This is a genomic window from Emticicia sp. W12TSBA100-4, from assembly GCF_040253585.1.
Lineage (GTDB): Bacteria > Bacteroidota > Bacteroidia > Cytophagales > Spirosomataceae > Emticicia.
Map to the genome: position 1 here is coordinate 122,501 of NZ_JBELAU010000003.1, position 14,521 is coordinate 137,021.

Genomic DNA, 14,521 nt, shown 5'->3' on the forward strand with positions numbered 1-14,521 from the left:
ACTCATAAAAAATATGTAATTACTTCACTGCCTCAACCCACTTACGAGCATTCACGAAAGCTTCTAACCACGGTGTAACTTCATCATTCTTACGTTCAGGATAATGAGCCCAGTTCCACGGAAATGTCGAACGTTCAATGTGAGGCATCATCACTAAATGACGTCCAGTTTTGTCGCACATCATCGCAGTATTGTAATTCGAATCGTTTGGATTGGCTGGATATTCGGAGTAACCGTATTTTGCTACAATATTATATTGGTCTTCTGAATATGGAAGATTGAATTTTCCTTCTCCGTGCGAAACCCACACTCCCAAAGTTGCACCTTCGAGTGTCGAAAGCATTACCGAGTTATTTTTCTGCACTTTCACCGAAGTAAAAATACTTTCGTGTTTATGAGATTTATTGTGGTGGAGCTTGCCATGAATTTCGTGTTCAGGGTTAATTAATTCCAACTCCATCAACAGCTGGCAACCATTACAAATACCAACCGAAAGGGTATCTTCACGTTTAAAGAAATTTTTGAGTGCTGTATTTGCTTTTTCGTTGTATAAAAATGCTCCAGCCCAGCCTTTTGCCGAACCTAAAACATCCGAATTAGAAAATCCACCAACTGCACCAATGAACTGTATATCTTCGAGCGTCTCACGACCAGAAATTAAATCGGTCATGTGAACGTCTTTTACATCAAAACCTGCCAGATACATGGCATTTGCCATTTCTCGCTCAGAGTTACTTCCTTTTTCACGAATAATAGCCGCTTTAGGTCTTGGTTTGCTTGAGTCAATTACTGGTTTCTTTCCATCAAATTGAGTTGGGAAAGTAAACTGCAATGGTTGATTTTTATAATTATTGTATCTTTCAGCCGAAACTCCGTTTTTAGCTTGTCTTGAATCAAGTAAGAAAGAAGTTTTATACCAAGTATCTCTTAGCTGAGGGATATTAAATGTTAGCTGATTAATGTTTAATTCAGTACCGTCACAAACAGAACCAATTTTGAAAATCTCAATATTATTTTCAGCGAAAACCGACTCAATTTCTTCATTTGCTTGAATTACAACTGCAATATTTTCAGCAAATAATATTTTCACAAGGTCAGTTTCTTGCAAAATACTCAAATCAATCGTTGCACCGAGATTTACATCTGCAAAACACATTTCGAGTAAAGTCGTAATCAAACCACCACTACCAACATCATGTCCAGCTGTAATTTTATCTGCTTTAATCAAATCTTGTAGTGTATTGAATGCTTTTTTGAAATATTCTGCATCTTTGATTGTAGGTACCTCACTACCAACTTTATTCAAAATCTGAGCGAAAGAACTTCCACCCAATTTAAACGAATCTTGCGATAGGTTCAGATAATAAATATTTCCACCGTTTCTCTTTAAAACTGGCTCAACAACCTTTGTAATATCTGAACAATTTCCACCTGCCGAAATAATCACTGTTCCTGGAGCAATTACTTCATCGTTTGGATATTTTTGTTTCATTGAAAGCGAATCTTTTCCTGTTGGAATATTAATTCCGAGTTCAATGGCAAAATCTGAACAACCTTTTACTGCTTCATAAAGTCTTGCATCTTCACCTTCATTTTTGCAAGCCCACATCCAGTTTGCTGAAAGTGAAACCGATTTCAAGCCATCTTTCAAAGGTGCAAAAACAATATTTGACAAAGACTCTGCAATAGCAGTTCGAGAAGCCGCAACAGGGTCAACCAATGCAGAAACTGGCGAATGACCGATTGTTGTGGCAATTCCTTCCTTTCCTTTAAAGTCGAGAGCCATTACACCAACATTATTTAATGGCAATTGTAAAGGTCCAGCACATTGTTGTTTGGCAACACGGCCGCCAACACAACGGTCAACTTTATTCGTCAACCAATCTTTACACGCAACGGCTTCGAGTTGAAGCACTTGGTCTAAGTAAGTAGGAATATTTTCAGTAGAATATATTAAATCTGAATAGCTTCTTTCAACAGTTTTGTCGTCCATGATGAACTTGGGAGAACTACCAAACATATCATCAATCGCAAAATCCATTGGTTTTATGCCAGTCGATTTTGATTCAAATGTAAAACGATGACTTCCTGTAATATCACCTACTTCATACATCGGCGAACGCTCACGGTCGGCAATGCGTTTGAGGGTTTCAATATCTTTTTCACCAATCACAAGTCCCATTCTTTCTTGCGACTCATTTCCAATAATTTCTTTGGCCGAGAGGGTAGGGTCGCCAACTGGCAATTTATCTAAATCAATTAAACCTCCAGTTTCTTCTACTAATTCCGATAAACAGTTGAGGTGTCCACCCGCACCGTGGTCGTGAATCGAAACTATTGGGTTGTGGTCGCTTTCAACCAAGCCACGAATGGCATTGGCAGCACGTTTTTGCATTTCTGGATTTGAACGTTGAATTGCATTTAACTCAATGCCCGAACCAAAAGCACCAGTGTCGGCCGATGAAACTGCTGCTCCACCCATACCGATTCGATAGTTTTCACCACCAAGAATCACAACTTTATCGCCAACTTTTGGCTTTTGTTTGATGGCTTGTTCTGATTTTCCGTAGCCAATTCCACCAGCCATCATAATCACTTTATCGAAACCCAGTTTTCGTGCATCTTCTTCGTGTTCAAATGTCAAAACCGAACCAGTGATGAGCGGCTGTCCAAACTTATTACCAAAATCAGAAGCACCATTTGAAGCTTTTATCAAAATATCCATCGGAGTTTGGTACAACCACGGACGTTCTGACATACCTTTCTCCCACGGACGATTTTCTTCCAAACGAGAGTACGAAGTCATATAAACTGCTGTTCCTGCTAAGGGCAAAGAACCAATTCCACCAGCCAAACGGTCACGAATTTCACCTCCCGAACCAGTAGCAGCACCATTAAAAGGCTCAACTGTTGTCGGGAAATTATGCGTTTCTGCTTTTAAAGAAATCACAGAATCAAATTGCTTTTCAGCATAGAAATCTGGCTTATCGGCACTTAATGGAGCAAATTGCGTTACTTTTGGACCTTTTACGAAGGCTACATTATCTTTATATGCCGAAACAATATCGTTTGGATTGGTTTCGGATGTTTTCTTGATTAATTTGAAAAGCGAAGTTTCTTTAGCTACACCATCAATAACAAATGTTCCGTTGAAGATTTTGTGACGGCAGTGTTCTGAATTAACTTGTGAGAAACCAAAAACTTCAGAATCTGTCAATTTTCTATCCAGTTTTGTAGAAAGATTATTCAAATACTCAACTTCTTCAACACTAAGCGAAAGGCCTTCTTGTTTATTGTAAGCAGCAATATCTTCGATTTCAATGATTGGCTCAGGCTTGATATTAATTGTATAAATTGTTTGATTAAGCTGAGAATATTTCTGCGAAAGCATTGGGTCGAAGCCCGTAAAATCTTCCGTAACAGTTTTAAATTCTTCGATACGAATAATACCCGAAATTCCCATATTTTGAGTAATTTCTACGGCATTCGTACTCCAAGGGGTAATCATTGCGGCACGTGGGCCAACAAAATAGTCGTTTAATGAAGCGTCTTTGGTATTTGTAAGGGTGTATTTGTGGTCTGCTGGGCTATTAAAAAGCCAAAGGAGTTTTTTGATGTCTTCATTTGAAAGGTTGTCTTGCGTTTGTACCGCAAATACTGTGTCTTGGCTTCCGAAGAAATGAATCATTTTGTTGCTATTTTGTAGAGGTTTTTGAAAACGCAAAATTAATTCAATTAAATGAAGAATGCGAGAAATTACTAATTTGAAAATTTGAAAATTTGGAGATTTGAAAATATAGAAAGTATGTTTATGTATCTTCTTGAAATAGTGCAATTTTGCATAGCTTTAAATAGTGAAAGACAAAAATTCTATCAAAAACGAACTGATTTTTATCTAACTTTGTAGCTTTATTTAGTAAAACAACTTTCTAAGTTGTTGAATCAGAATTTTGTATTTTCTGATTATAATTCGTTTCGTAAAAATCGTACAAGCAAGATAGAATCTTGCTCTACAACAAAAGGATGAAAAAAGTAGCATTTTATACATTGGGTTGTAAATTAAATTATTCAGAAACCTCGACAATTGGACGTATGTTTGAAAGTCGTGGTTATCAGAAAGTAGAATTTAATGAGACTCCTGACATATTTATTATCAATACTTGTTCGGTGACAGAGAACGCCGACAAAAAGTGTAAAAAGATTGTCAAAGAGGCCAATCGAGTAAATCCTGATGGCTATGTGGCTATTATTGGTTGCTATGCACAGCTAAAACCGCAAGAAATTTCTGAAATTGAAGGTGTTGATGCTGTTTTAGGTGCGGCTGAAAAATTTCGTTTGGTTGATTTATTAGGCGATTTTGTAAAAGAACCTCGTGAAAAATCTGAAAAGGCGACAATTTTCAATTCCAAAATTGAAGAAGCGGTTGATTATCATACTTCCTATTCATTAAATGACCGTACTCGTACTTTCTTGAAAGTGCAAGATGGCTGTGATTACCCCTGTTCTTACTGCACGATTCCATTGGCTCGTGGCAAAAGTCGTTCAGATTCGATAGCAAATGTGGTAAAGGCTGCAAAAGAAATTGCAGAGAGTGGTGTAAAAGAAATAGTATTGACAGGAGTAAATATCGGTGATTTTGGTTTACAGAATGGTATCAGAGTTGAAACTTTCTTTGATTTGATTAAGGAATTAGACGAAGTTGAGGGAATTGAAAGATTCCGAATTTCGAGTATCGAACCTAATCTTCTGACTGATGAAATTATTGAATTTGTAGCAAAATCGAAGCGATTTGTTCCCCATTTTCATATTCCATTGCAATCGGGTTCGAGTAAGGTTTTGGCATTGATGAAACGCCGTTATAAGCGTGAACTTTATGTTGAAAGAGTCAATAAAATCAAGCAATTAATGCCAGATTGCTGCATTGGTGTTGATGTGATTGTAGGTCACCCTGGCGAAACTGAAGAAGAGTTTTTAGAGACCTATAATTTTCTGAATAAACTGAATATCAGTTATTTACATGTATTTACTTATTCTGAAAGACCAAATACCACGGCAATTTCCATTAAGCCTAATGTTCCACAAAACAAACGTGCCGAACGCTCTAAAATGCTTCATATTTTATCAGATAAGAAAAAAAGATTTTTCTATGAAAGTCAAATCGGAAAGAAATTTTCGGTGCTTTTTGAAGAAGATATTGAGGACGGAAATATGCACGGCTGGACAGAAAATTATGTGCGTGTAACTGCCAAATATGACCCAATGCTTATCAACGAGACAAAGCAGGTAAGCTTATCTTCGATAAATGATAAAATGTTAGTTGAGGTTGAAGAGGTGGAGGAATATGTGGTGCATTGATGTACCACAATTTTCTAAATTGTGTTTGATAATTGGATATTTGATACAACTCTGAGATCGGACCGCCGAAGCGGTTGTGCTACAAAAACTCACTTAAATCTCCCACACCTTCACGAATTACTTCAAAGTCATCATCGACTGCCAAAACTACCGTTGAAGGTTCGATTCCACACCAGCCACCGTCGATGATAATATCGACCTTTTCGGCATTTTGTGAGTAAATCACTTCAATTTCGTTTGGGTATTCTAAAATATCATCAATGTCATCTTTTACTGAAGTTGTGATGATTGGATTACCCAACATTTCAATGATTTTTAACGGAATTTCGTGGTCAGGAATTCTGATACCGATCGTTTTTCGTTTGGTTTGTAGGGTTTTTGGTAAATCGCTTGTTGCAGGAAGAATAAATGTAAAAGGACCAGGTAATGCTCTTTTTAAAAGCCTGAATGTATTGTTTGACACTTTGGCATAAGTTGAAATATTGCTTAAATCGTGACAAACAATCGAAAAATTGTTGTGTTGGAGTTTTATTCCTTTGATTTTACTCAATTTTTCTACTGCTTTTGTATTGAAAATATCGCAGCCCATCGAATAGACGGTATCAGTCGGATAAATGATGATTCCACCATTTTTAAGGCATTCCACTATCTGACGAAGTTTTCTTTCATCCAAATTCCCTTGATATAATTCAATAATTTCTGCAGACATTTTTAGTCGATGGTCAATAGTTGGCAGTCCACGGTTTGAAACACAATAGACCGTGGACTGTTGACTATGGTCTAATTATTTACTCTTTTTTGCTTTTTTGTTACCAATGGCTGTTGCTTGGTTATCTTTTGGAGTATTCATTTCCATGTAATCTACTGTCAAAGCAGCCAAAGATTTGATACCGAGTGTAAAGCCTGATTCATCGATATAAAAATCTGGTGTATGGTGTGGGGCAGGAGTAGTGCTTCCTTTTGGTTTTCCTCCTAAAAAATAGAAGAACCCTGGTACTTTTTGTTGGAAGAAACTAAAATCTTCTGCTCCAGTTTGTACTGGTTGTACTTTTACATTTTCTTTTCCTGCAACGCCTTCAACCGAAGCAATCATTTTTTCAGTCAAAGCAGGATCATTGTATGTTACTGGATAGCCAGTGTCGATAGTTACATCGGCTTTTGCACCAGCACTTTCTGCTATATTTGTGGCTACTTCTTTAATTCTACGATGAACCAATTCTCGTTGCTCAGTTCCAAAAGTTCTGATTGTGCCTATCATATCTAAGTTTTCTGAGATAATATTTTGGCGAATTCCACCATGAATAGCCCCAACCGTTACGATTGCTGGGTTTTCTGTAATATTTACATTGCGGCTGACAATTGTCTGCAAACCCATTACGATTTGTGAAGCCGTCGTGATTGGGTCGATACCAGACCAAGGATTTGCACCATGCGTTTGTTTCCCATTTATTTTTATAGCCAGTTGGTCAACGGCCGCCATAGTAGCACCTGGACGATAGCCAATAGTGCCGACTTCGGTAACTGAACTGATGTGCAAGCCAAAGACTGCATCAACTTTTGGATTTTCCATAACACCTTCCATGACCATCAATTCAGCACCTGATTTGCCATTTTTTAATAATTTCGGGTCATAAACACCTTCTTCAGCAGGTTGAAATAAAAATTTCACTGTTCCAGCTATTTCACTTTTCATCGAAGCCAGTACTTCGGCAACTCCCATTAAAATAGCTACGTGAGAATCGTGACCACAAGCGTGCATAACGCCTGTTTTTTGTCCATTATAAATGGTATTAACTGTTGATTTGAATGGAATATCAACTCTTTCGGTAACAGGAAGTCCATCCATATCAGCACGAAGAGCTACTACTGGGCCAGGTTTTCCGCCTTTCAAAATTCCAACTACACCTGTTACGGCCACATTTTCTTGTACTTCTATGCCCAATGACCGCAGATGGTCGGCAACGATTTTTGATGTGCGAAACTCCATGTTGCCTAATTCAGGATTTTGGTGAAAATCACGACGCCAAGTAATAACTTTTTTCTCAATAGCATCAGCTCCTGCATTAATTCTTGGTTTTAGAGAGGATTGGCCGAAAGCTAATCCATAAGAAATTGCTAATAAGGTGGTTAAGGTTTTTTTCATTGGTAAGTTTAGTTTATGATCGTTCAAATTTAGTCAAAAAAAAGTATTTTAGCTTAGTAAAACACCTATTTGTTAAAATTTATGCTCAGTTCATTAATAATGTAAAAAGTTGATAAACAAAGATTATTTTTTTGAAATGAAATTTTATTCAAGAATATTTACGTATAATCTAATACGTAAAAGAATTATTGAACCGCCTCATTAATGAGTTCAATATTTTAGTTTTGACTATCACAACGAAAATATCTGGTTCTCGTGGTAGCCGAATATTTTACTAAGAAAAACTAATTTTAATCTTCCTACGAGTATGAACTACTTGCCAAACTAAATGGCTGAAACACCAATAAATACAACAAAATATTTCTTAGTAAAAAGCAAATTTATATTTTCTTATCAATAAGTTCAAAAGGAAATTAAAACAATACGCTTGGCATAATTTTTGCCATGTTTTTCCTTATAAATGTTATATTTTTAGTTTATCTCTTAACTTTGTGCCTTTGTTTCGTAGAGAGTGCGTGCTATTGAATTTATCATTTACATTTCTTATTTAAAAGCTTGCTTTCCTAACCAATGAAATATTCTTTCCTTATTTTTTACTTTATATTTTGCCTTCATTCATCATGGGCACAAAACCAGAAGTTTTCGTTTACGCGGATTTCTACGAACGAAGGACTTTCTCAAAGCCATGTTAGTGCAATTCTTAAAGATAAACAGGGCTTTATGTGGTTTGCAACGGAAGAAGGGTTAAATAAGTATGACGGTTATCGTTTTACTACTTACAAGCACTCACATACTGACCATTCGACCCTAAATGATAATTATATATATGATATTTTAGAAGATAATCAGGGGAATTTATGGGTAGCAACTGCCAGTGGATTAGATAAATTTGACAGAGCAACTGACAGTTTTTTTCATTTTTTTGGCGAAAACACAAAACTATCTATACGTGATATTTTTCAAGACAGCAAACATCGAATTTGGTTAGGAACTACCACAGGCCTTTATTTACTTAATGTCCCAAAAGGGACTTTTACCCTTTTTCAGCATCAGGTAAACCAACCAAATAGTTTGAGCAGTGATTTTATTTTTCAATTAGGAGAAGATAAATTTGGTAACCTTTGGGTTGGAACAAGAAATGGTTTGAATAAATATAATTTTGAAAAAAAACAATTTACACAGTTTTTCAACGATCCTAAAAATCCAAAAACAATTGGTTCGAATTGGATTAGAGCGATATACAAAGATATAAATCAGAACCTTTGGATTGGTACAACAAAGGGTGGTGTTTCAAAATATAATGCAAATGATAATACGTTTACCACTTTTAAACATGACCCCAAAAATCCCCAGAGCCTTGCTATTAACAATATTCTTTCTTTCATGAATGACAAAGAAGGAAATTTGTGGATAGGGACAGAAAATGGAGGTTTAAGTTTGTATAATGAGAAAAATAATAAATTTACAACCGTTGAGTATGATATCAATGATAATAATAGCCTTAGTAATAATTCAGTTTACAGTATCTATTTAGACGATATTGGAAATATGTGGGTAGGAACTTATTCGGGAGGAATAAATTTCTTGCCAAAATTTGGTAAAAAGTTTACGCTTTATAAGCAAGAAAAAAAGGGACTAAATTCAAGCATCATCTTGTCAATAGCTGGAGAATCAGACAATGAAATTTGGTTGGGTACTGACGGTGGTGGATTGAATTATTTTAATAGAAAGAATAAAACTTTTGCAGCCTATAAGAAAAACCCCAATGATGAGAATAGTATTGGTTCAGATTATGTGGTGTCGGTCATTGAAGTAGAAAAAGATATTTTAGCTTTAGGTTTATATTTGGGTGGTTTTGATTTGTTCAACAAGAAAACAGGGCAATTTACGCATCACTTACAAAATAGTAAAGACCCAAATAGTATATCTGCTTCAAGTGTGTTTACTATTCTTAAAAGTAAAGATTCAAATCTTTGGTTAGGTACTTGGACAGGCGGGTTAAACTATTATGACCGAAAAACAAAACGCTTTACATCCTATATGAACAATCCAAATGACCCTAACAGCATTTGTGATAATTATGTGAAGGCTTTGTGGGAAGATGAAGAAGGTAATTTGTGGGTAGGTACCGAAAACGGGTTGGATTATTTTAACAAAAAAACAAAAACATTTACCCATTATGTCAATAACCCTGCTGACAAAGAAAGCTTGAGTAATAATAATGTACAGACAATTGTTGACGCTGGAAAAGGTTATTTGTGGATAGGTTCAATGAATGGATTAGGTTTGTTTAATTTGAAAACAAAGAAATTTCAGACGATAACTGATAAGGATGGATTAGCAAATAACCTGATTCACAGTATTTTAAAAGATAAAAAAGGAAATCTTTGGATAAGTACAAATAAAGGCATTTCCAAGTATAATCCTACTACAAAGGTTTTTAGAAATTATGGTGTTTCAGATGGCTTACAAGGAAATGAATTTAAACCTCGAGCGGCTTTCCAAACACGAGATGGCGAAATGTTCTTTGGTGGTACTGATGGCTTAAACACCTTTTATCCTGAAAACCTGCATGACAATACTTTTATCCCACCAGTTTATATTACTGATTTTCAGGTTTTTAATCAATCAATTATTTCACGCAAGAAAGGTTCAGGCTCTCCTCTTACTAAGCCCATCAGCGAAACTAAAGAAATTACTTTATCTTATCAACAATCGGTTTTTTCATTTGAATTTTCGGCATTAAACTATACATTATCTAATAAAAATACCTATGCTTATAAATTAGAAGGTTTTGATAAAGATTGGAATTATATTGGGAATCGACGAACTGCAACTTATACTAATTTGGACGCTGGAACGTACACATTTCGTGTAAAAGCTGCAAATAACGATGGGTTGTGGAATGAACAAGGTACATCTCTTACATTAATTATTTTGCCACCTTTCTGGGAAACTTGGTGGTTTAGGTTACTAATAATTTCTATTGCTTTGGGTTTAATTTATTTTTACTATAAATACCGACTTAATTTAATAGAAATGCACAAGAAGCGTCTTGAGAAACAGGTCGAATTAAGAACCAGACAATTGAATGAATCTATACAAGAGGAACTTAAAGCAAGAGAAGAAGCAGAATTGGCTAATCGGGCAAAAAGTATTTTTCTGGCTACAATGAGTCATGAAATTCGTACTCCTCTGAATGGGATTATAGGTATGACTTCTTTGTTAGAAGAAACAGACTTGAACGAAGAGCAGAAAAGCTATACCGACACCATCCAAACATGTGGAGAAGGGCTTCTAACGGTGATTAATGATATTCTGGACTTTTCCAAAATTGAATCTGGAAAGATGGAATTGGAAGAAAAATCCTTTGACCTAAGAAATTGTATCGAAGAAACATTAGATGTTTTTGCGGCCAAAGTTGCTCAATTAAAAATTGAGTTATTATATCAAATTGATTCGGATGTCCCTACTCATATCATTGGTGACCAATTACGCTTACGTCAAGTGTTGCTGAATTTGATTGGAAATGCTATTAAATTTACTGATGAAGGTGAAATTTTCATTAAAGTATTCTTAAAAGAAACGTTTGATAACAATCAAGTCAAATTAGGTTTTAAAGTTAGAGATTCGGGCATTGGAATACCAGCGGATAAATTAGATAGGTTGTTTAAGGCTTTTTCTCAAGTAGATTCTTCCTCAAGTAGGAAGTATGGTGGTACTGGACTTGGCTTGATTATTAGTGAAAAAATAGTAAATTTAATGGAAGGCGATATTGGTGTTGAAAGTGAAGTTGGAAAAGGTACAACTTTTACTTTCACTATAAAAACAACGACGAGCGAGGTTGCATTTTCAATTCCTCCTTTTAATTTAGAAAGTTTAGAGAATAAAACAATATTGGTTATTGATGATAATATTACCAATTTAAGTATTTTGAAAGGGCAGTTAGAACGATGGAAAATGATTCCAACTTTGACTGATTCTCCTCAGGAAGCTTTAAAACTCGTTAAGGAAAACCATGTATATTCTTTGGTCATTGCTGATATGCAATTTCCGACCATGGATGGTTTAGAACTGGCTTTAGAAATTAAAAAGTTAAACCCTCAATTACCGATTATTTCACTAAGCTCTATTTCTGACACTTATTACAAGGAGCATCCAGATTTGTTTTGTTCGGTTTTGACAAAACCTGTCAAACAACATATTTTATGCCGAACCATTCATAATGAATTAGCACCGAAAGTAGTACCGATATTGGTAGAAAAAAATGCTGAAAAAAATTCGGCAAATAAACTTTCTGTCGATTTTGCAAAAGAGTTCCCAATGGAAATTTTAGTTGCAGAAGACAATAAAATGAATCAGAAATTTGCCTTACGACTCTTGAGTAAGTTAGGTTTTGAGGCAGACTTGGCTGAAAATGGTGAAGAGGTATTAGATGCCATTTCTAAAAAAGAATACCAAGTTATATTAATGGATGTGCAAATGCCAAAGTTGGACGGTTTACAAACGACCACCCAAATAAGAACTCAAAATATTGAGCAACCTATTATCATTGCAATGACAGCAAATGCTTTACAAGAAAGTAGGATAGAGTGTGAGGAGGCAGGAATGGATGATTATATCAGTAAACCTATCCAAATGGAATTATTTATTAATATTTTGGAAAAATGGGGCAAAGTGATAAAAAAAAGACTTAAAACTTGGAGAGAGTGAAATTGTGACGACTGTTATTTTTTATTAATAGCATTGAAAGCTTCGATAGCTCTATCGGTTGATAAAATATCAGCTCCATTTTGTACCCAGTCGCTATAAACCTTATCTCCTTTAGTAATTGCCATTTTGTCCAAGTTTCCCAGAGTTCCTAAAATAGTGCAGATGCCTTTTTTGTGCAAAAAATCATTAAATTCTTTATTTGGTTCACGGGTTCCGATAAATGCTATCATATTTTTATCTGGAATTCCAGCGTTTTGGTAGCGTTCATATTCTTTCAAATCACGTATTGTAACCGAAATCATCAATTTTGGATTAAGTTTATAAACTTCTTTCGCTTGATTGACATCGTACGTGATAATGACAGAATATTCTTCGGCTTTCAATTTTTCAACCATTTCTACGACTTTTGGGTAAGGTGTATTTCGTTTTACATCAAGGGTAAAAATTACCTTATTCCTGCCCCAATTTAAGACTTTTTCAAGTGTCGGAATTTGAAAATTTGTCAATTTTCCGGCATTATCTTTCAATTTTACATCTTTAAAAGTTGCCCAATTTTGTTCAAAAATTTTCCCTGTTCCAGTTGTTGTGCGATTCAGCGAATTATCGTGCATCATAATCAACACACTATCTTTCGTATATTCAATGTCACATTCAATAATTGCAGGCATTTGTTTAGCAAGAAAATCAAACGATTCTATACAATTTTCAGGATAACCAGCAATATCTCCACCGCCTCGATGAGCCGAAATCATGGGTTTGAAGTTTTCGTTGTATTTCAAAAAAGACATTAAGCCTTTTTGGGGTACAGGTACATAAGTGCTTGATTGTGAGGTTTTACAACCATAAATCAACACAATTAGTATGAATGCAGATGCAAATATTTTTTTCATTTATGTTGCGAAGTGTAAAGTTAATAATGGATTTCGGCAATTACTCAAAGAAAACTAAAGAACTCTGATTAGTTTGTTGTTGATATTCTTCAAAAAGTTGTTTGGCTGATTCTAAACCTTTTTGGCCATAAACCATCAAGCAAACCGTTCCACCACTACCTCCACCAGTAATTTTTGCTCCGTAAATATTATTTTCAATACCTTTTTGTCTTGCCATTGTTACTATTTTGTCGGTCATTTCATTACCCAAACCACAATTATTATAACTTTCATGCGACTGAAACATTAATTCTCCCATCAATGGTAAAATATCGCCATAATTTGTTTCATTTACAGATTTTAACAGTTGTTTGAAAGATTTTACTCGATGATTTTCGTAAATTGGATGCTTGGCACAGGCTTTAATATTGTAAAATGCGTCAGGTTTTATAACTGAAAGTTTATCAGTTACTACACCAAAATCATTAATAAAATCTTTTCCATACATTGAGTTGAGGCTTCGAGCAAAGTCGGCTTCAAATGATGATGGACTAATATTACTCAAAAAGCCACCAAAAGGCAATTCGGAATGTATTTGTTTGCCTAAATTGTCTTTAGAAAACCCTAATTTTTGAGCTATTATAGAATAACCCATAAAAGCTGCCGTACGAACTTCGCTGTATGATGCTCCACTTACTGCATGTTTTACGCCACTATCAATTCCCACAAAATATAAATCTTGTGGAATTTCCACCAAATCATAGAGTTGGTCAGGTTGACACAAAATTGGTAGTAATTTATTATTATCACCAAAATAAGATGCCAATTGATCCATCAAGCCACATGGTGCTCCTACTACTAAGTTTTCGGCTTTTTGAGCTAATTTTGGAAGTTCGGTATCAAACAATTCGATATTAAAAAGTTCGGTTATTGCTTTTAAAGTAGCTACTTCAAGTGCTGCTGATGAAGAAACTCCTTTTCCAACTGGTACATCAGACTGAATCAGAATGTCGAGTCCACCCAGCTTTGTTTTTTTCTCATTTGACAGAACTAAGTAACAACCAATAATATATGAAGCCCAATCTCCACCTGCAATACTTTTGAGGTATTTTTGAGCTTCATCGTAATTATTCGGTAATTCATCTAAATCAACATAAAGCTCATTTTGGGAAGCAATATCTAAACTCTTGATGTGAAGTTGATTATAATTTCTGATTCCGATTGTAACAGTTGCTTTTTGGGAAATTGATTTTTGAAGAACCAATGAGCCTGAATAATCGGCTATACCACCCATTACGTCCATTCTGCCTGGAGATGTTGCTTGAATTACAACTTGGTTTGGACCAAAAAACTTTTGTAGAATACTACTTGAATCAGAATTTACTTTCATTTTGGACAAATGATTGAAAAGATAAATAGGTAAAATCTTTTCGTTAATAAT

7 protein-coding genes are annotated in these 14,521 nt (G+C 35.2%); 2 read left to right on the plus strand and 5 right to left on the minus strand.

Going from position 1 to position 14,521, the window contains the following annotated elements:
* Nucleotides 1-19 precede the first annotated feature (19 nt).
* On the minus strand, nucleotides 20-3,724 hold the full coding sequence (gene purL, locus ABR854_RS04550; RefSeq protein WP_350264179.1) for a phosphoribosylformylglycinamidine synthase: 3,705 nt from the start codon (nucleotides 3,722-3,724) through the stop codon (nucleotides 20-22).
* Nucleotides 3,725-4,023: 299 nt separating this feature from the next.
* Here purL and mtaB point away from each other — a divergent pair, with 299 nt between their 5' ends.
* A complete protein-coding gene (gene mtaB / locus ABR854_RS04555; protein ID WP_350264180.1) occupies nucleotides 4,024-5,355 on the plus strand; it encodes a tRNA (N(6)-L-threonylcarbamoyladenosine(37)-C(2))-methylthiotransferase MtaB in 1,332 nt (443 codons plus the stop codon).
* A gap of 79 nt (nucleotides 5,356-5,434) precedes the next feature.
* Here mtaB and ABR854_RS04560 read toward each other — a convergent pair whose 3' ends face one another.
* Together ABR854_RS04560 and ABR854_RS04565 are read right to left on the minus strand one after the other, a co-directional pair.
* Nucleotides 5,435-6,064: an L-threonylcarbamoyladenylate synthase gene (locus tag ABR854_RS04560; protein ID WP_064196473.1), complete on the minus strand. Its 630-nt coding sequence runs from the start codon at nucleotides 6,062-6,064 to the stop codon at nucleotides 5,435-5,437.
* A 75-nt stretch (nucleotides 6,065-6,139) separates the two neighbouring features.
* Nucleotides 6,140-7,498: an amidohydrolase gene (locus tag ABR854_RS04565; protein WP_350264181.1), complete on the minus strand. Its 1,359-nt coding sequence runs from the start codon at nucleotides 7,496-7,498 to the stop codon at nucleotides 6,140-6,142.
* 570 nt (nucleotides 7,499-8,068) lie between these two features.
* Here ABR854_RS04565 and ABR854_RS04570 point away from each other — a divergent pair.
* Complete coding sequence (locus ABR854_RS04570; RefSeq protein WP_350264182.1) at nucleotides 8,069-12,211, plus strand: two-component regulator propeller domain-containing protein; 4,143 nt, start codon at nucleotides 8,069-8,071, stop codon at nucleotides 12,209-12,211.
* A 14-nt stretch (nucleotides 12,212-12,225) separates the two neighbouring features.
* Here ABR854_RS04570 and ABR854_RS04575 read toward each other — a convergent pair whose 3' ends face one another.
* Both ABR854_RS04575 and ABR854_RS04580 read right to left on the minus strand, forming a co-directional pair.
* On the minus strand, nucleotides 12,226-13,101 hold the full coding sequence (locus ABR854_RS04575; RefSeq protein ID WP_350264183.1) for a glycerophosphodiester phosphodiesterase family protein: 876 nt from the start codon (nucleotides 13,099-13,101) through the stop codon (nucleotides 12,226-12,228).
* A 40-nt stretch (nucleotides 13,102-13,141) separates the two neighbouring features.
* Entirely contained in the window at nucleotides 13,142-14,470 is a 1,329-nt protein-coding gene (locus ABR854_RS04580) for a galactokinase (protein ID WP_350264184.1), read from the minus strand.
* Nucleotides 14,471-14,521: the final 51 nt, after the last annotated feature.

What these genes read in the sequence shown, in the direction of transcription:
- mtaB (WP_350264180.1), top strand. Translation starts at nt 4,024, where the DNA reads ATGAAAAAAGTAGCATTTTATACATTGGGTTGTAAATTAAATTATTCA.
- ABR854_RS04560 (WP_064196473.1), bottom strand. Translation starts at nt 6,064, where the DNA reads ATGTCTGCAGAAATTATTGAATTATATCAAGGGAATTTGGATGAAAGA.
- ABR854_RS04565 (WP_350264181.1), bottom strand. Translation starts at nt 7,498, where the DNA reads ATGAAAAAAACCTTAACCACCTTATTAGCAATTTCTTATGGATTAGCT.
- ABR854_RS04570 (WP_350264182.1), top strand. Translation starts at nt 8,069, where the DNA reads ATGAAATATTCTTTCCTTATTTTTTACTTTATATTTTGCCTTCATTCA.
- ABR854_RS04575 (WP_350264183.1), bottom strand. Translation starts at nt 13,101, where the DNA reads ATGAAAAAAATATTTGCATCTGCATTCATACTAATTGTGTTGATTTAT.
- ABR854_RS04580 (WP_350264184.1), bottom strand. Translation starts at nt 14,470, where the DNA reads ATGAAAGTAAATTCTGATTCAAGTAGTATTCTACAAAAGTTTTTTGGT.